The sequence below is a fragment of the Hydrogenophaga sp. R2 genome (assembly GCF_049843595.1).
Classification (GTDB): Bacteria; Pseudomonadota; Gammaproteobacteria; order Burkholderiales; family Burkholderiaceae_C; genus Hydrogenophaga.
In genome coordinates this window covers 78,284-98,153 of the sequence record NZ_JBBHZN010000003.1, presented here as the reverse complement: position 1 = coordinate 98,153, position 19,870 = coordinate 78,284, and the positions used below count along the sequence as shown (strand labels likewise).

At 69.6% G+C, this 19,870-nt stretch carries 19 protein-coding genes and 1 riboswitch; of the genes, 13 read left to right on the top strand and 6 right to left on the bottom strand.

Annotated features, from left to right (window positions below; all coding sequences use genetic code 11):
• Positions 1 to 164: 164 nt before the first annotated feature.
• On the bottom strand, positions 165 to 1,742 hold the full coding sequence (locus WD026_RS11780; RefSeq protein ID WP_425723849.1) for a sigma 54-interacting transcriptional regulator: 1,578 nt from the start codon (positions 1,740 to 1,742) through the stop codon (positions 165 to 167).
• 99 nt (positions 1,743 to 1,841) lie between these two features.
• On the opposite strand from WD026_RS11780, the gene WD026_RS11775 reads away from it, so the two are divergent.
• The 11 genes from WD026_RS11775 (at position 1,842) to WD026_RS11725 (ending at position 12,260) form a co-directional block, all read left to right on the top strand.
• The gene (locus WD026_RS11775; protein WP_425723848.1) at positions 1,842 to 2,270 is read left to right on the top strand and encodes a putative toxin-antitoxin system toxin component, PIN family; all 429 of its coding nucleotides are present in this window, start codon (positions 1,842 to 1,844) and stop codon (positions 2,268 to 2,270) included.
• Positions 2,271 to 2,272: 2 nt separating this feature from the next.
• Positions 2,273 to 2,524 carry a YlcI/YnfO family protein gene (locus tag WD026_RS11770; protein ID WP_425723847.1) on the top strand — a complete coding sequence of 84 codons (252 nt, stop codon included), beginning with the start codon at positions 2,273 to 2,275 and terminating at the stop codon, positions 2,522 to 2,524.
• Positions 2,525 to 2,563: 39 nt separating this feature from the next.
• Positions 2,564 to 2,662, top strand: a riboswitch (S-adenosyl-L-homocysteine riboswitch).
• Positions 2,663 to 2,744: 82 nt separating this feature from the next.
• Positions 2,745 to 5,441, top strand: a complete 2,697-nt coding sequence (gene metH, locus WD026_RS11765; protein WP_425724167.1) for a methionine synthase — start codon at positions 2,745 to 2,747, stop codon at positions 5,439 to 5,441.
• A gap of 35 nt (positions 5,442 to 5,476) precedes the next feature.
• A complete protein-coding gene (locus tag WD026_RS11760) occupies positions 5,477 to 5,902 on the top strand; it encodes a glycine zipper 2TM domain-containing protein (RefSeq protein ID WP_425723846.1) in 426 nt (141 codons plus the stop codon).
• Between the two features lie 628 nt (positions 5,903 to 6,530).
• Positions 6,531 to 6,869, top strand: a complete 339-nt coding sequence (glnK, locus tag WD026_RS11755) for a P-II family nitrogen regulator (RefSeq protein WP_086121866.1) — start codon at positions 6,531 to 6,533, stop codon at positions 6,867 to 6,869.
• A gap of 31 nt (positions 6,870 to 6,900) precedes the next feature.
• Positions 6,901 to 8,343, top strand: coding sequence for an ammonium transporter (locus WD026_RS11750; protein ID WP_425723845.1), 1,443 nt, complete (start codon positions 6,901 to 6,903; stop codon positions 8,341 to 8,343).
• 139 nt (positions 8,344 to 8,482) lie between these two features.
• The gene (locus tag WD026_RS11745) at positions 8,483 to 8,713 is read left to right on the top strand and encodes a hypothetical protein (RefSeq protein ID WP_425723844.1); all 231 of its coding nucleotides are present in this window, start codon (positions 8,483 to 8,485) and stop codon (positions 8,711 to 8,713) included.
• A 54-nt stretch (positions 8,714 to 8,767) separates the two neighbouring features.
• Positions 8,768 to 9,892, top strand: coding sequence for a glycolate oxidase subunit GlcE (gene glcE / locus WD026_RS11740; RefSeq protein ID WP_425723843.1), 1,125 nt, complete (start codon positions 8,768 to 8,770; stop codon positions 9,890 to 9,892).
• 8 nt (positions 9,893 to 9,900) lie between these two features.
• A complete protein-coding gene (gene glcF, locus WD026_RS11735) occupies positions 9,901 to 11,127 on the top strand; it encodes a glycolate oxidase subunit GlcF (protein ID WP_425723842.1) in 1,227 nt (408 codons plus the stop codon).
• Between the two features lie 9 nt (positions 11,128 to 11,136).
• Positions 11,137 to 11,511: a CidA/LrgA family protein gene (locus WD026_RS11730; RefSeq protein WP_425723841.1), complete on the top strand. Its 375-nt coding sequence runs from the start codon at positions 11,137 to 11,139 to the stop codon at positions 11,509 to 11,511.
• On the top strand, positions 11,508 to 12,260 hold the full coding sequence (locus WD026_RS11725; RefSeq protein ID WP_425723840.1) for an LrgB family protein: 753 nt from the start codon (positions 11,508 to 11,510) through the stop codon (positions 12,258 to 12,260). Before WD026_RS11730 ends, WD026_RS11725 begins: the two co-directional genes overlap by 4 nt.
• Before the next feature lie 26 nt (positions 12,261 to 12,286).
• Here the strand turns inward: WD026_RS11725 and WD026_RS11720 are convergent, their stop codons facing one another.
• A complete protein-coding gene (locus WD026_RS11720; protein ID WP_425723839.1) occupies positions 12,287 to 12,772 on the bottom strand; it encodes a glutathione peroxidase in 486 nt (161 codons plus the stop codon).
• A 139-nt stretch (positions 12,773 to 12,911) separates the two neighbouring features.
• Here WD026_RS11720 and WD026_RS11715 point away from each other — a divergent pair, with 139 nt between their 5' ends.
• Positions 12,912 to 13,778, top strand: a complete 867-nt coding sequence (locus WD026_RS11715) for a response regulator transcription factor (protein WP_425723838.1) — start codon at positions 12,912 to 12,914, stop codon at positions 13,776 to 13,778.
• Between the two features lie 40 nt (positions 13,779 to 13,818).
• Here WD026_RS11715 and lplT read toward each other — a convergent pair whose 3' ends face one another.
• Complete coding sequence (gene lplT, locus WD026_RS11710) at positions 13,819 to 15,102, bottom strand: lysophospholipid transporter LplT (RefSeq protein ID WP_425723837.1); 1,284 nt, start codon at positions 15,100 to 15,102, stop codon at positions 13,819 to 13,821.
• Between the two features lie 168 nt (positions 15,103 to 15,270).
• Here lplT and alr point away from each other — a divergent pair, with 168 nt between their 5' ends.
• Positions 15,271 to 16,392, top strand: coding sequence for an alanine racemase (gene alr, locus WD026_RS11705; protein ID WP_425723836.1), 1,122 nt, complete (start codon positions 15,271 to 15,273; stop codon positions 16,390 to 16,392).
• Between the two features lie 7 nt (positions 16,393 to 16,399).
• Here the strand turns inward: alr and WD026_RS11700 are convergent, their stop codons facing one another.
• Genes WD026_RS11700 through WD026_RS11690 form a run of 3 tightly spaced genes read right to left on the bottom strand, consistent with a single transcriptional unit; the run spans position 16,400 to position 19,824 of the window.
• Positions 16,400 to 17,962, bottom strand: a complete 1,563-nt coding sequence (locus WD026_RS11700; RefSeq protein ID WP_425723835.1) for an ArnT family glycosyltransferase — start codon at positions 17,960 to 17,962, stop codon at positions 16,400 to 16,402.
• Positions 17,963 to 17,975: 13 nt separating this feature from the next.
• A complete protein-coding gene (locus WD026_RS11695) occupies positions 17,976 to 18,338 on the bottom strand; it encodes an SMR family transporter (RefSeq protein ID WP_425723834.1) in 363 nt (120 codons plus the stop codon).
• Between the two features lie 16 nt (positions 18,339 to 18,354).
• On the bottom strand, positions 18,355 to 19,824 hold the full coding sequence (locus WD026_RS11690) for a UbiA family prenyltransferase (RefSeq protein WP_425723833.1): 1,470 nt from the start codon (positions 19,822 to 19,824) through the stop codon (positions 18,355 to 18,357).
• Positions 19,825 to 19,870 lie beyond the last annotated feature (46 nt).

The following is a 19,870-nucleotide window of genomic DNA, read 5'->3' as shown; positions in this document are numbered from 1 at the left end:
GAGGGCAGGCAGGATGGCCTGTGCCTCTCATCGCAACGGTCGTGCCAGCAGGACGGCCCACCGCAAGCCCTTGATTTGCAAGGGATTCGACCGTTTGACCGCAGCGTGTCGCAGCCACTGTGTCGACACAATGTCGACATTGGGTCAACCGCTCGGGAGGGCCCTCAGCGCAGCCCGGCCTTCTTCAGCCGGTACGCAAACTGCCGCAGCGTCAGTCCCAGGCTCTGCGCAGCACGCGACTGGTTGCCGCCATGCTGCGCCAGGCAGTCGGCCAGCTGTTGTGCGTCGTGCGAATCGGCGCGCTGGTAGTCGCGCACCAGGGGGGCGGGCGCCGTGGTGGTCCGCTCGGGCCTTGCCGCCGGTGCAGCGCCGCCCGGCATGAAGCGCTGCAGCAGCGCCTCGTCCACCGCGGTGCGGTCGGCCAGCAGCACCACGCGTTCGATCAGGTTGCCCAGTTCGCGGATGTTGCCGGGCCAGTCGTGCGCGTCCAGCACCGCCAGGGCGCCGGGGGTCAGGTGCACGTTGCGCTGGTGGGCCTGGTTGGCGCGGCTGATGAAGTGCAGGGCCAGCGCGCGAATGTCTTCGCGCCGCTCGCGCAGGCTGGGCAGGCGGATGGGCACCACGTGGATGCGGTAGTACAGGTCGGGCCGGAAACGCCCGGCCTGCACGTCGCTCTGCAGGTCGCGGTGGGTGGCGGCCACCAGCCGCACGTTCACCCGCACCTCCTTGCGCCCGCCCAGGCGCACCAGCGTGCCTTCCTGCAGGGTGCGCAGCAGCTTGGACTGCAGCGACAGCGGCAGCTCGCCGATCTCGTCCAGGAACAGGGTGCCGCCCTCGGCCTGCTCGAACCAGCCGGCGCGCGAACCGGATGCACCGGTGAAGGCGCCCTTCTCGTGGCCGAACAGCTCGGACTCGAACAGCGTCTCGGGAATGGCGGCGCAGTTCACCTTGATGAAGGGCTGGGCATGGCGGCCGCTGGCCAGGTGCACCGCGCGGGCGAACAGCTCCTTGCCGGTGCCGGATTCGCCCAGCAGCAGCACCGTGGCCTGTGACTGCGACACCCGCTCCAGCTCGCCCAGGGCCTGCAGCAGCGCGGGCGAGCGGCCGATCAGGCCGTAGCGGGCGGTGTTCACTTCCAGCGCCCGGGTCAGTTCCTGGTTGCGCTCCTGCAGGGCGCGGGTCTGCTCGTCCACCAGGCGCTGCAGCTGCAGCAGCTGGCCGGTGAGCGTGGCCAGCAGGCCCAGCACCGCCAGGTCGTCATTGAGGTGGCGCTGCCGGCTGCGGATGCGGTGGCAGGCCAGCACGCCCTCGGTGCGCCCGTCCACCACCACCGGCAGGGCCACGAAGGCCACGGTCTGCGGCGGCAGCCGGTCGCGCGTGACCGCGCGGAACAGGAAGCCGGGTTCGGCGTCCACGTCCTGCACGATGGCGGGCATGCCGCTGGCCAGCACCCGGCCGGTGATGCCCTCGCCCGGGCGGTAGACGCCGCGTGCAGCCTCGCTGGCGGTCAGGCCGTAGGCATGGGCGATGCGGGCCACCTGGGTGTCCTGCGGGTCGCGCAGCACGATGCGCCCCCGGTTCAGGCCCAGCAGCTCGCTCATGAGGTGCAGCATCTCCCGCAGCACGAAACCCGGCGCCAGGCTGCGCCCCACCAGCTTCATGACCTCGCGCAGCAGCAGCAGCTCCTGGGCGCGCCAGTCGGTGTGGGGGGCGTCGGAGGCGGTGGAGGGCGGCGGTGGCATGTGCACAGGCACAAGCAAGCAACGCACCAGATCCACCCGGGGGTATGGCTCCGGGCGTGCATTGACACTTCTGCGATTGAAAAATATATTGCCAGCAATATGAACTGCGCCCTCGACACCAACGTCCTCGTTGCAGCGGTACGTAGCCCGACCGGGGCCTCGGCCGAGCTGCTTCGCCGGGCGTTGCAGCGCCAGGTGCCGGTGTTGTGCAGCGTGCCGCTGTTTCTGGAATACGAGGACGTGCTGACCCGTCCGGACCACCTGGCATCGGCCGGTGTGACGGCTGCCGATGTGCACAACCTGCTCGACGTGCTGGCGGGCGTGGTGCTGCCGGTCACCATCCAGTTCCTGTGGCGGCCCCAGCTCCGCGACCCGAAGGACGATCTGGTGCTGGAGCTGGCGGTCAACGGCCAGGGGCTGGGCGAGCCGGTGACGCTGATCACCTTCAACCAGCGCGACTTTCTGCCGCAGGCAAGGGCCTTCGGCATCCCGGTCATGGGACCGGCCCAGTTCTTTCAAGGAGTCTGACCATGGGAACCCCGAGCAACTACGCCCTGCGTCTGCCGACTTCGCTCAAGCAGGGCGCCGAACAGCTGGCCCGCGAAGATGGCACCACCCTCAACCAGTTCATCGTCAGTGCGGTGGCCGAAAAGGTCTCGGCCATGAAGACCGCCCAGTACTTCGTGGAACGTTCCGGCCGGGGCGATCTGCAGGCTGCCCTGGCCTTGCTGGGCCGACCGGGCGGGCAGCCGCCGGCCGAAGACGACCGCCTGCCGGGCTGATCGGCACCGATACAGCGGTACCGCCGGGTAAAATCGCCGCTTCTCAAGGAGCGTTGCAGCGCTGCCGCCCCCACCGCCGGGGCGATGTGGCGTCAGGCTTGGGTGGGCGCGAACAGGCCCGAACGACGCTCGCAGGACTGTTTTCCGAACACACCTGATGAGCACCCCGATGTCTTCTTCCGCTCCCGACGCCCTCACCCCCTCGGCCACCGTACAGCCCATGATGCTGTCCGGCCTGGAGCCGCTGCTCATTGGCCGCGACCACCTGTTCGTCAACATCGGCGAGCGCACAAACGTCACTGGCTCCAAGGCCTTCGCCCGCATGATCCTGGAAGGGCGGTTCGAGGACGCCCTGGCCGTGGCCCGCCAGCAGGTGGAGAACGGCGCACAGATCATCGACGTCAACATGGACGAGGCCATGCTCGACAGCCAGGCCGCCATGGTGCGTTTCCTCAACCTCATGGCCGGCGAGCCCGACATCTCCCGCGTGCCGGTGATGATCGATTCGTCCAAGTGGAGCGTGATCGAGGCCGGCCTGCAGTGCATCCAGGGCAAGGGCGTGGTGAACTCGATCAGCATGAAGGAGGGCGTGGACGAATTCAAGCGCCAGGCCCGACTGATCAAGCGCTACGGCGCGGCCACCGTGGTCATGGCCTTCGACGAGCAGGGCCAGGCCGACACCTACCAGCGCAAGATCGAGATCTGCGAGCGGGCCTACCGCATCCTGGTGGACGAGGTCGGCTTCCCGCCGGAAGACATCATCTTCGACCCCAACATCTTCGCCATCGCCACCGGCATCGAGGAGCACGACAACTACGCGGTCGACTTCATCGAGGCCACGCGCTGGATCAAGCAGCACCTGCCCGGCGCCAAGGTCAGCGGCGGCGTGTCTAACGTGAGCTTCAGCTTTCGTGGCAACGACCCGGTGCGCGAGGCCATCCACACCGTCTTCCTGTATCACGCCATCCAGGCCGGCATGGACATGGGCATCGTCAACGCCGGCATGATCGGTGTGTACGACGAGCTCGAACCGGTGCTGCGTGAGCGGGTGGAAGACGTGGTGCTGAACCGCCGCCCCGATGCCGCCGAACGCCTGCTGGAAATTGCCGAGACCGCGAAGGGCGCCGCCAAGGACGAGTCGCAGAAGAACGCCTGGCGCGAGCTGCCGGTGCGCGAGCGCCTGTCGCATGCGCTGGTGCGCGGCATCAACGACTTCATCACCGAAGACACCGAGGCCATGTGGCGCGAGATCGAGGCCACCGGCGGCCGGCCGCTCAACGTGATCGAAGGCCCGCTCATGGACGGCATGAACGTGGTGGGCGACCTGTTTGGCCAGGGAAAGATGTTCCTGCCGCAGGTGGTCAAGAGCGCCCGCGTGATGAAGCAGGCGGTGGCCCACCTGCTGCCCTACATCGAGGCCGAGAAGCAGGCCCTGCTGGCCGCCGGCGGCGACGTGAAGCCCAAAGGCAAGATCGTGATCGCCACCGTCAAGGGCGACGTGCACGACATCGGCAAGAACATCGTCACCGTGGTCCTGCAGTGCAACAACTTCGAGGTGGTGAACATGGGGGTCATGGTCCCCTGCCACGAGATACTGGCCAAGGCGCGTGAAGAGGGTGCCGACATCGTGGGCCTGTCCGGCCTGATCACGCCCAGCCTTGAAGAGATGCAGTTCGTGGCCTCGCAGATGCAGAAGGACGACTGGTTCCGCAGCCGCCAGGTGCCGCTGCTGATCGGGGGTGCCACCTGCAGCCGTGTGCACACGGCGGTGAAGATCGCTCCGCACTACGAAGGCCCGGTGGTCTATGTGCCCGACGCCTCGCGCAGCGTGAGCGTGGCGCAGGGGCTGCTGTCGGAACAGGCGGCGGCCTACATCGCCGAGATCCGCGCCGACTACGACCGGGTGCGCCAGCAGCACGCTTCCAAGAAGCAGACGCCGCTGTGGACGCTGGCCCAGGCCCGCGCCAACGCCACGCCGGTGGACTGGAGCGCCTACCAGCCACCGGTGCCCAAGTTCATCGGCCGCCGGGTCATTCGCAATGTGGACCTGGCCGAGCTCTCGCGCTTCATCGACTGGGGCCCGTTCTTCCAGACCTGGGACCTGGCCGGCCCCTTCCCCGAGATCCTCAAGGACGAGGTGGTGGGAGAGGAAGCCCGCCGCGTGTTCAGCGACGGCAAGCGCATGCTGCAGCGCCTGATCGACGGCCGTTGGCTCAGCGCCAGTGCGGTGGTGGGCCTGTACCCGGCCAACCAGATCAACCACGACGACATTGCGCTCTACGCCGACGAGTCGCGCGAGCAGCCGGTGCTCATCTGGCACGGCCTGCGCCAGCAGACCGAGAAGCAGGAGATCGACGGCCTCATGCGCCCCAGCCGCTGCTTGGCCGACTTCGTGGCGCCGCACGGCGTGGCCAGGGACTATGTGGGCGTGTTCGCCGTGACCGCCGGCCTGGGCGTGGAGAAGAAGGAAAAGCAGTTCCTCGACGACCACGACGACTACTCCGCCATCCTGTTCAAGGCCCTGGCCGACCGGCTCGCCGAGGCCATGGCCGAGTACCTGCACCACCGTGTGCGCACCGACTTCTGGGGCTATGCGGCCGATGAAGCCCTGTCCACCGAAGAGCTGATTGCCGAGAAGTACCGGGGCATCCGCCCGGCACCGGGCTACCCGGCCTGCCCGGACCACACCGTCAAGCGCGGCCTGTTCGACCTGCTGCAGGCCGAAGAGATCGGCATGGGCCTGACCGACAGCCTGGCCATGACGCCGGCTGCCAGCGTGAGCGGCTTCTACCTGGCCCACCCGGAGAGCACCTATTTCAACGTGGGCCGCATCGGCCCCGACCAGCTGGCCGATCTGGCGCAGCGCAGCGCCGTGGCGCAGGACGAATTGCAGCGCTGGCTGGCGCCCAACCTGTAAGCTGGCGATCCCGGATTTTTCAGGAGGAGACCACCATGAAGCACATCCGATTCGCCGCCATTGCCCTCGCGGGGCTGCTCGCCCTGCCGGCCCTGGCCCAGCAGCCCAAGCTCTCGTCCCTGTGCCCCACCTGCGGCATCGTGCAGTCGGTGCAGGCCGAGAAGCGTGAAGGCGAAGGCGGTGCCATGGGCATCGTCGGCGGCGCGGTCATCGGCGGCCTGCTGGGCAACCAGGTGGGCGGCGGCACCGGCAAGACGCTGGCCACCGTCGGTGGTGCCGTGGGCGGCGGCTACCTGGGCAACGAGGCCCAGAAGAAGCTCACCAGCAAGACCGTATGGGTGACCCAGGTCAAGATGAAGGACGGCAGCATCCGCCCGTTCGAGACCGCTGCCCAGCCGGCCTGGACCAGTGGCAAAGTGGTCCGGGTCAATGACCAGGGCCAACTGGTCCCTCTGAAGTAAGCCCTCCCACACGGTACATCGTCACGGCCACCTCGGCGGCCGTGACTTCTCGCTGTCTGCGCAAGTCGGCCACGGCACGTAATACGCGCATGCCGGGTTTAGGGTAATGCTGATCGAGCGCAGCAGCGCTCCTATGCGTGCTTGGGCAGCCTGAGGCCTTCGGAACTCTCGGGGCGAACGCATTTGCAACGACGAGTGTGGAGGCGCCGCATCGCAGTGATAGGAGGCGGCTTGAAACTGTGCTGGCTCTCATGCCGCGTTCGCATCCTCACGATCGCGTGGCTGCGCACCAAGAGCAAAAAGCACAGCACGCTTATTCCCGCTTTTGGTGCGGCAATCCATCGTAGTTCGAGTGCCTAGTGGCTTGTTGTGCCCGATTGTGGTGCGTTCGAGCAGACATGCGCTGCAACACCGGTGCATGGCGCATGCTGGACTTGTGGGTGCCGGTTCTGCCGGTGCATCCACACGAGTATGGAAGCGGCGTTACGGTTGGCTGCGGCTGGCACGGTCCGTGCTTAGGTGCTCCGGCGATTGATCAGCGCCCGTGGAGTTCCCGCGGAGCACTCAGCAACATGCGGCGCCGCAACCCCCGGGACGGCACCCTCCAGAACCCAAGAGGAAACACAGCATGAAAATGGTTTCAGCCATCATCAAACCGTTCAAGCTGGACGAGGTGCGCGAGGCACTGTCCGGCATGGGCGTGCAGGGCATCACCGTGACCGAGGTCAAGGGCTTCGGTCGCCAGAAGGGCCACACCGAGCTGTACCGCGGTGCCGAGTACGTGGTGGACTTCCTGCCCAAGGTCAAGGTCGAGGCAGCCGTGGCCGACGAACTGGTCGACCGCGTGATCGAAGCCATCGAAGGTGCCGCCCGCACCGGAAAGATTGGCGACGGAAAGATCTTCGTCACCAACCTCGAACAGGTGATCCGCATCCGCACCGGCGAGACCGGCAAGGAAGCGCTCTGATTCCCGCCCTCGAACCCGAAAGAAGACCGACATGAAAAAACTCATCGCTTCCCTCCTGCTGGGCGCGGGCCTGGCATTCGGTGGTCTGAGCGCCATTGCCCAGACCGCCGCCCCGGCCGCCGATGCGCCGGCGGCCACCGCACCTGCCGCAGCCCCTGCGGCCGAAGCCCCGGCACCCGCCGCCGCTGCCGCACCGGCTGCTGCCGAAGCCGCTGCCCCGGCCGCTCCTGAAGCCCCCAAAGAGACCGTCGACAAGGGTGACGTGACCTGGATGATGATCGCCACCGTGCTGGTCATCATGATGGTCATCCCCGGCCTGGCCCTGTTCTACGGCGGCCTGGTCCGCAGCAAGAACATGCTGTCGGTGCTGATGCAGGTCATGGTGGTGTTCTCGCTGATCTCGGTGCTGTGGGCCGTCTACGGCTACAGCCTGGCCTTCGGCGGCGAGGGCCTGATCATCGGCAACCTCAGCAAGGTGTTCCTGCTGGGCGTGACGCCGGAATCGCTGGCCGCGACCTTCACGCCCGGCGTGATGATCCCCGAGTACATCTTCATCGCCTTCCAGGCCACCTTCGCCGGCATCACCTGCGCACTGATCGTGGGCTCGTTCGCCGAGCGCATCAAGTTCTCGGCCGTGCTGCTGTTCTCCGCCCTGTGGTTCACCTTCAGCTACCTGCCGATCGCCCACATGGTGTGGGGTGCCGGTGGCTACCTGTTCGGCAAGGGCGCGCTGGACTTCGCCGGCGGCACCGTGGTGCACATCAACGCCGCCATGGCCGGCCTGGTGGGTGCCTACCTGATCGGCAAGCGCATCGGCTACGGCAAGGAAGCCATGGCCCCGCACAGCCTGACCCTGACCATGGTGGGCGCCTCGCTGCTGTGGGTGGGCTGGTTCGGCTTCAACGCCGGCTCCAACCTGGAAGCCAACGGAGGCACCACGCTCGCCTTCATCAACACCCTGGTCGCCACCGCCGCCGCCGTGCTGGCCTGGTGCATCGGTGAAGCCCTGGGCAAAGGCAAGGCTTCCATGCTGGGCGCTGCCTCCGGCGCCGTGGCCGGCCTGGTGGCCATCACCCCGGCCTGCGGCACCGTGGGCCCCATGGGAGCCATCATCATCGGCCTGATCTCCGGCTTCCTGTGCCTGTGGGGCGTGACCGGCCTGAAGAAGATGCTGGGTGCCGACGACTCGCTGGACGTGTTCGGCGTGCACGGCGTGGGTGGCATCGTGGGCGCCCTGCTGACCGGCGTGTTCTCGGCCGCTTCCCTGGGTGGCGTCAAGGCCGACGGCTACAGCATCGGCAGCCAGCTGATCGTGCAGGCCGAAGGCGTGGTGATCACCATGGTGTGGTCGTCGGTGGTGGCCTTCATCTGCTACAAGATCGTCGACATGGTGGTGGGTCTGCGCGTAACCGAAGAGGCCGAGCGCGAAGGCCTGGACATCTCCTCGCACGGCGAGACCGCCTACAACCGCTGATCCCCTGCGGTCGGGTTCCGGCCCGACCCGGCAGCGATTCCCGAAACCCGCGTGGCGATACCGCCAGCGGGTTTCGTCTTTGTGGGCTGCCTAGCATGTGGCGGCGGTCAGCTTGGCCGCCTGCCCCAGGAGACGCTGCATGCCTTCCCGTTCCATCACCTGTCTGCTGGCCACCGCGCTGGCCGTGTCCGCCACGCTGTGTGCTGCCGCTGCGGCCGACACCGACAAGCCGGCCCACAAGAAGAAGCCCGCCCGGGTGAGCGTTGTGAAGTCCGAGTCCGGCGAGACCGCCAGCGAGCGCGAACGCCGCCTCATCCGCGGGTGCCGGGGCCGGCCGGACGCGGGGGCCTGCCTGGGCTATGCCCGCTGATTTGCAGCCCCGCGTGCAAAAAATTCAAGGCCGGCCGGGGTGGTGCCCGCTACCATGCCCGGCATGTTGTCCACCCCCCCCGACCATCCGGGCGAGCTGATCGAGCGCATCCGCGCCGCCGCCGCCGACCGCAACGTGCTGCGCCTGCAGGGCGGTGGCACCAAGGCTTTTCTGTCCGAGCCCGTCCCTGGCGAGGTGCTTAGCACCACCGGGTACGCCGGCATCATCAGCCACGAGCCGTCGGAGCTGGTGGTCACGGTCAAGGCGGGCACGCCGCTGGCCGAGCTGGAATCGGTGCTGGCAGCGGCCGGGCAGTCGCTGGCCTTCGAGCCGCCGCACTTCGGCCCCGGTGCCACGGTGGGCGGTGCGGTGGCGGCCGGTCTGGCCGGCCCGGCCCGGGCCACGGTGGGCGGCGCGCGCGACTATGTGCTGGGCGTGCGCCTCATCAACGGCAAGGGCGAGCTGCTCACCTTCGGCGGACAGGTCATGAAGAACGTGGCCGGCTACGACCTGAGCCGCGCCCTGGCCGGCAGCCGGGGTCAGCTCGGCGTGATCGCCGAGGTCAGCCTCAAGGTGCTGCCGGTGGCGCCGGCCGAGGCCACCCTGGTGTTTCCGCTGGCCCAGCATGATGCGCTGGAACAGCTGCACCGCTGGGGCGGCCAGCCGCTGCCGCTGAACGCGTCCTGCTGGGTGCGTGACGACACGGCACCCGGCGCGCCCGAGCTGCTGTTCGTGCGCCTGCGCGGTGCGGTGGCAGCGGTGGACGCGGCCATCGCCCGCATGACCCGCGAGGTCAGCGGCCAGCGCATCGCCGATGCCCAGGCCCGCGCCGACTGGACCGCTTGCCGCGAACAGACGCTGCCCTTCTTCACTGCCCCGTCGCCGGCCCACGGCCTGTGGCGCGTGTCGGTGCCGCAGACCGCCCCGGTGCTGGACCTGCCCGCGCCGGTGATGGTGGAGTGGCAGGGCGCCCAGCGCTGGTGCTGGGCCCCGGTGGACCAGGCTGCCGCCATCCGCTCGGCAGCGCGCGCGGCTGGCGGCCATGCCAGCCTGTTCCGTGCACCGGCCAGCGGTGCGGCCGGTGTGGCTCGCGAGGACCTGGCCGAACCCGCCATTGCCGCCATCCAGGCCCGGCTGCGCGCCGAGTTCGATCCCGCCGGCATCTTTGCCGCCGCCTGAGCCCCACCATGCAAACCCACCTCTCTCCCGAATTCGCGCAGCGCGCCGACGGCCAGGCCGCCGAAGCGATCCTGCGCAAGTGCGTGCACTGCGGCTTCTGCACCGCCACCTGCCCCACCTACCAGTTGCTGGGCGACGAGCTGGACGGCCCGCGCGGCCGCATCTACCTGATCAAGCAGGTGCTCGAAGGCGCCGAGCCCACCCGCAAGACCCAGCAGCACCTGGACCGCTGCCTGACCTGCCGCAACTGCGAGACCACCTGCCCCAGCGGCGTGGACTACGGCCATCTGGTGGACATCGGCCGCGCCATCGTGGACGAGAAGGTCGAGCGCCCGGCCGGTGAACGCGCGGCGCGCTGGCTGCTCAAGGAGGGCCTGCCTTCGCCGCTGTTCGGCCCGGCCATGAAGCTGGGCCAGGCGGTGCGTGGCCTGCTGCCCGAATCGCTCAAGGCCAAGGTGCCCGCTCCCCGGCCGGCCGGCCGGTGGCCCACCGCCACCCACGCCCGCCGCGTGCTCATGCTGGGCGGCTGCGTGCAGCCGGCCATGGCGCCCAACATCAATGCCGCCACCGCCCGCGTGCTGGACGCCGCCGGCATCCAGACCGTGATCGCCCCCGAGGCCGGCTGCTGCGGCGCGGTCAAGTTCCACCTGAACGACCAGGACGGTGCCCGCGCCCAGATGCGCGCCAACATCGACGCCTGGTGGCCGCACATCGAACAGGGTGTGGAGGCCATCGTCATGAACGCATCGGGCTGCGGTGTGACGGTCAAGGAATACGGCCACATCCTGCAGGACGACCCGGCCTACGCCGCCAAGGCGGCGCGCATCAGCGAACTCACCCGCGACCTGTCCGAGCTGCTGCCCACGCTGGTGCCGGCGCTGCGCGACCGCGTCAAGCGCCCGGCCGCCGACCGCGTCATCGGCTTCCACCCGCCCTGCACGCTGCAGCACGGCCAGAAGCTCAAGGGCGGCGTGGAGCAGCAGCTGGGCGAGCTCGGCTTCACCGTGGCCGTGGCCCGCAACGAGGCCCACCTGTGCTGCGGCTCGGCCGGCACCTACTCGGTGCTCAACCCCGACATCGCCTACACCCTGCGCGACCGCAAGCTCGGCCACCTGAACGACCTGAAACCGGCCGTCATCGCCAGCGCCAACATCGGCTGCATCACCCATCTGCAGAGCGGCACCGAAACCCCGGTGCGCCACTGGGTCGAGCTGCTGGACGAAGCCCTGGCCTGACGCGGCACCATGATCCCGGCGCTGGCCACCCTGCTCGTGTTCCAGCTCGTGGGCGAGGTGGTGGTCATGTCGCTCGGGCTGCCGGTGCCCGGGCCGGTGGTGGGCCTGGCCCTGCTGCTCACGGTGCTGGTGCTGCGCCCGACCACGATCACCGCGATCAAGCCCACGGTGCAGGGGCTGCTGCAGCACCTCTCGCTGTTGTTCGTGCCGGCCGCCGTGGGCGTGATGCAGCACCTGCAGCGCCTGGGTGACGAGGCCCTGGCCATCGGCGTGGCGCTGGTGGCCAGCACGCTGGTGTGCATGGCGGTGTCGGCCTGGACCATGGTGTGGCTCATGAAGCGGCTGGACCGCACCGACCCACCGGCCGGGGACCCTGCACCATGAGCCCGCTGCCCGCCCTCGCCCTGCCCGGCGGCCTGGCCGATGTGTGGGTCTATCTGTCGACCACGCCGCTGCTGGGGCTGGCGCTCACGCTGCTGGTCTACCACGGGGCCTTCCTGATCTACCAGCGCGCCGGCTTCAACCCGCTGGCCAATCCGGTGGCCATCGCGGTGGTGGTGCTGGCCACGCTGCTGTGGCTCACCGGCACGCCGTACGCCACCTATTTCCAGGGCGCGCAGTTCGTGCATTTCCTGCTGGGCCCGGCCACGGTGGCGCTGGCGGTGCCGCTGTTCGAGCAGCTGCCCCGGCTCAAGCGCCTGTGGCTGCCGCTGCTGGGCGCGCTGGTGGCCGGCTCGGTGGCGGCCGCCGTGACGGCGGTGCTGGTGGGCTGGGCGCTGGGGGCTTCGCGTGCCACGCTGGCCTCGCTGGCGCCCAAGTCGGTCACCTCGCCGGTGGCCATGGGCATTGCCGAGAAGATCGGCGGCATCCCGTCGCTGACCGCGGTGCTGGTGGCGGCCACCGGCATCATCGGCGCGGCCAGTGCGCGCAGCCTGTTCAATGCCATGCGCATCCACGATCCCACGGTGCGCGGCTTTGCGCTGGGCACGGCGGCGCACGGCATCGGCACCGCGCGGGCGTTTCAGGTGAGCGACGAGATGGGGGCCTTCGCCGGCCTGGCCATGGGCCTGAGCGCGCTGTTCAGTGCGGTGGCCCTGCCGCTGCTGGGCGGGCTGCTGCTGCGCTGGCTCTGACGCGGCTCAGGCGGGGTCCGGCGGGGTCAGGTGGCGAGGGCGGCCTCGATATCGGCCGCCAGCTTGGCCGGTGCGTCCTGCGGCGCGTAGCGGCGGATCACCTGGCCGTCGCGTCCCACCAGGAACTTGGTGAAGTTCCACTTGATGGCCTTGCTGCCCAGCAGGCCGGGTGCCTCGGCGGTGAGCCAGCGGTACAGCGGGTGGGCGTCCGGGCCGTTGACATCGATCTTGGCCATCATGGGGAAGCTCACCCCGAAGTTGCGCTGGCAGAAGGTGGCGATTTCCTCGTTGCTGCCCGGGTCCTGGCTGCCGAACTGGTTGCACGGGAAACCCAGCACCACCAGGCCGCGTTCGCCATAGGTGCGGTGCAGTTCCTCCAGGCCGCCGAACTGCGGCGTGAAGCCGCAGGCGCTGGCCGTGTTGACGATCAGCAGGGGCTTGCCCTTGAACTCGGCCAGCGAGACGGTGTGGCCGTCGATGGTGGTGGCTTCGAAATCGTGCAGGGTGGGCATGGGGGCTCCTGAGTGTGGCGTGCGCGCGCCGGGTTGGCGGGCAAAAGTGACACCATCGTAGTAGCCGGCGGTCCGGCGCGGCATACTCCTGACGGATAGTCAGGCGGCCCGCAGGGTCGCCCACACCAGGAGACATTCCGTGCCGCTTCAGTACACCGTGGCGCTGGTGGGTTTTCCCCCGGCCGAGGTGACCACGCTGTCGTCGTTCTTCCGCATGGCTGCCCGCCGCCCGCCCGCCTATGTGGTGCAGGACGAGCCGCGCACGGCCGATCTGCTGCTGGTCAATGCCGACCACCCCCGGGCCATCGGCGCCGTGCGGCGCGCGGCCCTGCCGGCCAAGGTGATGCTGATCGGCCAGGCCGACGGCGGCACCGGCTGGCCGCTGCAGTCGCGCCCCGTCAGGCTGGTGCCGCTGCTGGGCGCGATGGATGCGGTGATGAACCCGCCCCCCGATCTCGAGCCGGAGCCCGAGACCCAGCCCCCGCGCGAGTTCGCCAGCACCGACGTGATGTCGCCCCGCGAATTCGTGAACACCGATGTCATGCCGCCCCAGGCGCTGCAGTCCCGGTTCCACCCGCAGAGCCGCGTCATGCCCGAAGTGCCCCGGGGCGAGGCATTGCTGGTGGCCCAGAGCCTGGTGGAAGGCCGCATCCTGCTCAAGCGGTTCCGCCAGTACGGCCTGGACATGGACTGGTGCCGCGAACCGCAGCAGGCCCAGACCATGATGGCCGCCCACCCCTACCGCCTGGTGGTGATCGACCGGGTGCAGGGCGAGCCTGACGGCCTGGCCCTGTGCCGCATGGCCAAGCAGCGCAAGCCGCAGACCCCGGTGGTGGTGATGTTCGCCACCACGGTGGGCAGCATGGAGCGCATGAAGGCCGGTCTGGCCGGTGCCGATGCCTACCTCTCGCGCTCGGTGTCCGAGGGCGAGCTGCAGCGCCTGCTGGTGCGGCACGACCTGGCCGAAGAGGGCGGGTTCCAGGCCACGAACTTCGGCGAGTTCTGACGCAGGGCCTCAGCCGTGCGCACGGGGTACCTCCACGGGTTCAGCCGTGCAGGTCGTCCCGGCGGGCGATCTCCAGCAGCCGTTCCAGCTCCACCGCGTGGTGCTGCTGGTTGTGCTGGTGCCACTTGGCGATCAGCCACATGGTGCCGGCCACCAGCACGCCGAAGGCGGTGATGGCCGCAAAGGCCGACAGGCCCATGCCGGTGGACAGGGCGTACAGCCCGCCCAGACCCAGGATGCAGGCCTGCTCGTTGAAGTTCTGCACCGCGATCGACCGGCCAGCACCCATGAGGTTGTGGCCGCGGTGCTGCAGCAGCGCATTCATGGGCACCACCAGGAAGCCGCCCAGGCCGCCCAGCAGCACCAGGAAGGGCGCGGCCACCCAGACGTTGTCGATGAAGTTCATCAGGATCACCAGCAGACCCATGCCGATGCCCAGCGGCATGACGCGGGTGGCCTGGTCCAGCCGCATCTTCATGGAGGCGATCACTGCGCCCACGGCGGTGCCGATGGCCACCACGCCCACCAGGCCGGAAGCCTGGGTGGTGCTGTAGCCCAGTGCGGCGGCCGCCCAGGCCAGCACGATGTAGCGCAGGTTGCCGCTCACGCCCCAGAACAGGGTGGTGGTGGCCAGCGAGATCTGGCCCAGGCGGTCGCGCCACAGGCGGGTGTTGCAGCGCCAGAAGTCCGGCAGCAGCTCCAGCGGGTTGCGTGGCATGGGGCGGGGCGTGACCCCGGTCAGCGGGATGCGCAGGTTGAAGATGGCGGCGGCGGCGTACACGAACACCAGCACCGCAATGGCCGCTTCGGCGGGGCGGTCGATGTGGGTGTCGAAGCCCGGCAGGTCGATGGACAGCAGCAGCGACGACAGCATCGGGCCGACCAGCTGGCCGCCCAGCAGCACGCCCAGGATGATGGAGGCGATGGTCAGGCCCTCGATCCAGCCGTTGGCCTTGACCAGCTGCGACGGCGGCAGCAGCTCGGTCAGGATGCCGTATTTGGCCGGCGAATAGGCCGCAGCACCCAGGCCCACCACGGTGTAGGCCAGCAGCGGATGGGTGCCGAAGAGCATGAGCAGGCAGCCCACGATCTTGATGGCGTTGCTGATGAACATGACCTGGCCCTTGGGCCTGGCGTCGGCAAAGGCCCCCACGAACGGGGCCAGCACCACATAGAAGAAGGCAAAGAGGGGCACCAGTGCGGCGCTTTGCCATTCCGGCGCATGGCGCGAACGGAGCAGTTCGATGGCGGCGACGAACAGCGCGTTGTCGGCCAACGAGCTGAAGAACTGCGCCGTCATGATGGTGTAGAAGCCGCGCTTCATGGCGATGATTTGGGTTGTCAGGTCCGCGGCTGGGGACGGCGCCCGCCGGTCTGGGCCGGCGTTTTATGCCACAGTGTGGCGAGCAAACCGAGTGTCTCCGGATGTATCCGGGGGTTATAGCACGGCCCCTCGCGAGGCCTTTTCACGCCCCCTCCTGCCTGCCGACCCATGCCGCGTCCCATCTCCGCCACCATCCACACCGCCGCCCTGCGCCACAACCTGCAACGCGCCCGCGACTGCGCGCCCGACGCCCGTGTCTGGGCGGTGGTCAAGGCCAACGCCTATGGGCATGGCATCGAGAACGCCTTCGAGGCGCTGCGCGGCGCCGACGGCTTTGCCCTGCTCGATCTGGACGAGGCCGAACGCATCCGGGCCCTGGGCTGGCGCGGCCCGGTGCTGCTGCTCGAAGGCACGTTCGAGCCGCGCGACCTGGAGCTGTGTTCGCGCCTGGGCCTGTGGCATGCGGTGCACTGCCACGAGCAGATCGACTGGCTGGCCGCGCACAAGACACAGGCGCCGCACCGCGTGTTCCTCAAGCTCAACTCCGGCATGAACCGGCTGGGCTTCACGCCGGACGCCTACCGCAGCGCCTGGACCCGGCTGAACGCGCTGCCGCAGGTGGACGAGATATCGCTCATGACCCACTTCAGCGACGCCGACGGCCCGCGCGGCATCGACCACCAGCTGGCGGTGTTCGAACAGGTCACGGCCGACCTGCCCGGCGAGCGCACCCTGTGCAACAGCGCGGCCATCCTGCGGCACGCCAGCCGCCCGCTGCGCGGCGAAGGCGTGCAGACGCTGGCGGCCGACTGGGTGCGCGAGGGCATCTCGCTCTACGGTGGCGCGCCCGACCACCCCGAGCACACGGCGGCCCACTGGAACCTGCAGCCGGCCATGACCCTGGCCACCCGCGTCATCGGCGTGCAGCAGCTGCAACCCGGCGACACCGTGGGCTACGGCTCCACCTTCACCGCCGACCGGCCCATGCGCATCGGCGTGGTGGCCTGCGGTTATGCCGACGGCTACCCGCGCCACGCCCCGACCGGCACGCCGGTGCTCGTCGACGGGCAGCGCAGCCGTACCGTGGGCCGCGTCAGCATGGACATGATCACCGTGGACCTGACGGCCATCCCGGGCGCCGGCATCGGCAGCGAGGCGGTGATGTGGGGCCGCAGCCAGGTGCGGCCGGATGCGGTGCTCACCGCCGACGAGGTGGCGCAGTCGGCCGGCACCATCTCCTACGAACTCACCTGCGGCGTGGCGCGGCGGGTGCCGTTCGTGGTGGACTGAGGCGCTGTCAGCGCCCGGTGCTGCGTCCCGGCGCGCAGTCGGCAAAGCCGTAGCGTTCGCAGAACGGGTTGCCGCGCACCGGCAGCCAGGCCGGGATGTCGTGGAAGTCGCGGGCCACCTGGGCCAGCACCTGGTCGCGGAAGGGCTGGAAGCGGAAGCCCTGGCCGTCGACCACCCAGAAGTCCACGCCCTGCACCGTCAGGCGCTGCACGCCGATGCGCTCGAAATAAGGCTCGAAGTCGGCGCGCACCGGCTCGTCGTACAGGAACACCCGGATCGGCTGGCCGTCGTACCGGCGGAAGTCGATGATCTGGTCGTCCTGCCGGGCGTGGTGGCGGCCCGGGCCGAACACCGGCACGTACTGCCGGTGGTGGTAGGCCAGCATGGCGGCGGGGTTGTAGGTGCGGGCCATCAGCGCGGCACCGGCCGGCAGGTCGGCCTGCAGCGCGGCCACGATGGCCGGCGTCTCGCGCAGGAACACGGCGCGGTCATACAGGCGGTTCAGCGGGGCATGGGTCCACCAGGACAGCGGCGCCCAGGCGATCAGGCCCACGGCCAGCAGGTGCGGCACCGACAGGGCCAGCGTGGCCCACCACGATGTCTTCAGCGCCGGCGCCGACAGCCGCAGCCCGGCCCACACCACGAACACCGGCACGAAGCCCAGCACCCAGTGCAGGCCCACGGTGCGGCGCAGGCTCACCAGCAGGAACAGCGCCAGCGGGAACATCCACAGCACGGCGGCCACCTTCAGCACCCGGGGCGACACGCCGTCGGCCCTGCGTGCGCGCAGCCCTTGCCACAAGAGCCAGGGCGTGAGCAGGTAGGCCGCCATGCCCAGGTAGGTGGCCACGGTGCGCCACGAGCCGCTGGAGCCTTCGTTGCGGTTGAAGACGTTGAACATCACGTTGCTCCAGCCGTGGAAGGCGTTGAAGCCGATGTTCAGCGCGATGCCGGGCAGCGCCCCCGCAAACACCACGAAGGGCGCCCAGGCGCGTTCGCGCCGCCAGCCCCAGGCGTGGGCCGCATAGGCAAAGCCCAGCAGGGCGGCGAAGTACTTGGACAGGAAGGCCAGGCCCAGCAGCACGCCGCACAGCAGGTACCAGCGCGCGGAGTGGGTGGTGGCCGCATCGGCGCGGAAGTAGGTCCAGACCGACAGCGCCATGAACAGAATCAGGGGCGTGTCCGTGGTGACCAGCACGAACATCCAGCTCCAGGGCAGCACCAGGTACACCGCGCCGGCCAGCCAGGCGCTGCTCTCGCGCGATGCCGGCAGGTATCGACGCAGCACATCGACGATGCCCAGGGCGATCAGGCTGGTCACCAGCAGCGTGACGCTGCGCAGCACCAGGGGCGAGTCGCCGCCCAGGCGCAGCAGCGCGATCAGCCAGCCCACCATGGGCGGGTGGTCGGAATAGCCCCAGGCCGGGAACACGCCCCACTGGTAGAAGAAGGCCTCGTCCCCGCTCATGGGGAAGGTGGCGGCCAGCAGCAGCTTGAGCAGCAGCGTGCCGATGAAGGTGAGTGCGAACAGCCGGCGCGCGGCGGGCAGCGAGGTGTCGTTCAGGGGCATCGACCGGGGTCCTTCAGGCGTCGAGCGCCAGCAGCCAGACGCCGGCCACGATCAGCCCGCAGCCGGCCAGCCGGGTCCAGGAAAACGGCTCGCCCAGCCAGGTGATGCCCAGCACCAGCGTCACCACGAAGCCCAGGCTCACCAGCGGGTAGGCCAGGCTCACGTCCAGCCGCGAGAGCACCCACAGCCACAGCACGGCGCTGGCCCCGTACAGGCCCAGGCCCAGCCACACCAGCGGGCTCGACAACGCATGCAGGTAGGTGCCGGCCACGTCGGTGCCGGCGGCACCGGCCGCCATGCCGCGCTTCATCACCAGCTGCGCCGCCGAGGACAGCAGCACGCAGAACACGGCCAGGGCCAGGGGAAGGGTCTTCATGCGCGTGCTCCGGGCATCAGGAGAGGTGGGGCAGGCCATGGGTGGCCAGCGCGCCGATCAGGCCCATGGCCAGCAGGGTCAGCCAGCTGAAGCGGTCGCGCAGGGCGAACTGCAGCGGGTCTTCGCCCACCAGTTCGCGCCGGCCGGTCTTGAGCCAGATGCGCATGAGCCACAGCAGCAGCACCGGCGCGGCGGCCCACAGCCAGTCGGGGTGGGCATAGAGCGCGCGGCTGTTCTGGCTGTCGATGTACAGCGCCAGCACCAGCACCGCCATGAAGCCGGCCGACAGCCCCATGGCGCGCAGCGAGGGCAGGTCGCTGGCCTGGTAGCCGCGGCCGGGGGCCAGGGTGCTGTGCTCGTCCACCAGCTCTTCCAGCTCGGCGCAGCGCTTGACCAGGGCCAGGCTCAGGAACAGGAAGATGGAGATGGCCAGCAGCCAGTTGGACAGGTCGACCCCGGTGGCCACCGCGCCGGCGCCGATGCGCAGCGTGTAGAGCGCCGAGAGCACCAGCACGTCGATCAGCGCCAGGCGCTTGAGGCGCACCGAGTACGCCAGCGTGGTGGCGGTGTAGAGCAGCAGCAGCGCGGTGAAGCCGATCGACACCGACGCCGCCAGCACGAACGCCGCCACCAGCATGATCCCCCCCAGCACCACAGCGGTGGCAATGCCCATGCGCCCGGCCGCCAGCGGGCGGTGGCGCTTGATGCGGTGCACCCGGTCGCTGGGCAGATCGAGCAGGTCGTTCACCAGGTAGGTGGCCGAGGCGCACAGGCCGAAGGCCACGAAGGCCAGCAGGGCCTGCAGCCAGGCCTGCGGTTCCAGGGAGTGGGCCGCCAGCAGCGGCACGAAGATCAGCGCATTCTTGGCCCACTGCTTCAAGCGGATGGCCTTGAGCACCGTACCCAGGGTGAGCGGTTCACGCGCGAATACGCGGGCCTGGGGATGGTCGGCCCGCAACGCCTGCAGCACGCCGGCCGGTGCGTTCACGGCCCAGGCCTCGGCCGCGCCGTCCCACACCGGCAGGTCGTCGCGGCTGTTGCCCACATAAGCCCAGCGCTCGTAGCCCAGGCCGCGCGCATGGCGCTCGATGGCCTGGCGCTTGGCGGCACGGCTCAGGTTGGGGCCGCCGGCCTCGGTGCCCAGCACGTCGGTGAAGCAGCCCAGGTGGTCGGCCACGGCGCGCACGGTGCGGATGTCGGATGCGCTGGCCAGCACCACCGTGCGGCCCTTGGCGCGTTCGGCCCGCAGCACCTCGATCAGGTCCTCGCGCCAGGGCAGGGTGGCCGGGTCGGGCGTCACCTGGTCGCCCAGCTGCTGCTTGAGGGCGGCCTTGCCGCCGGCCAGCCACAGCGGCAGCCGCAGCAGCGCCAGCGGTGTCTGCCGCGCCAGCCGCATGACCGACTCGTGCAGCGTGTCGCTGGGCGTGAGCGTGCCGTCGAGGTCGACGTACAGCGGCAGCAGGTCGGTGGGGGTGGAGGCGGTCAAGCGGGCGGTCCGTCGGAGGGAGCCGCGATTTTAGGCGGCGACCGCC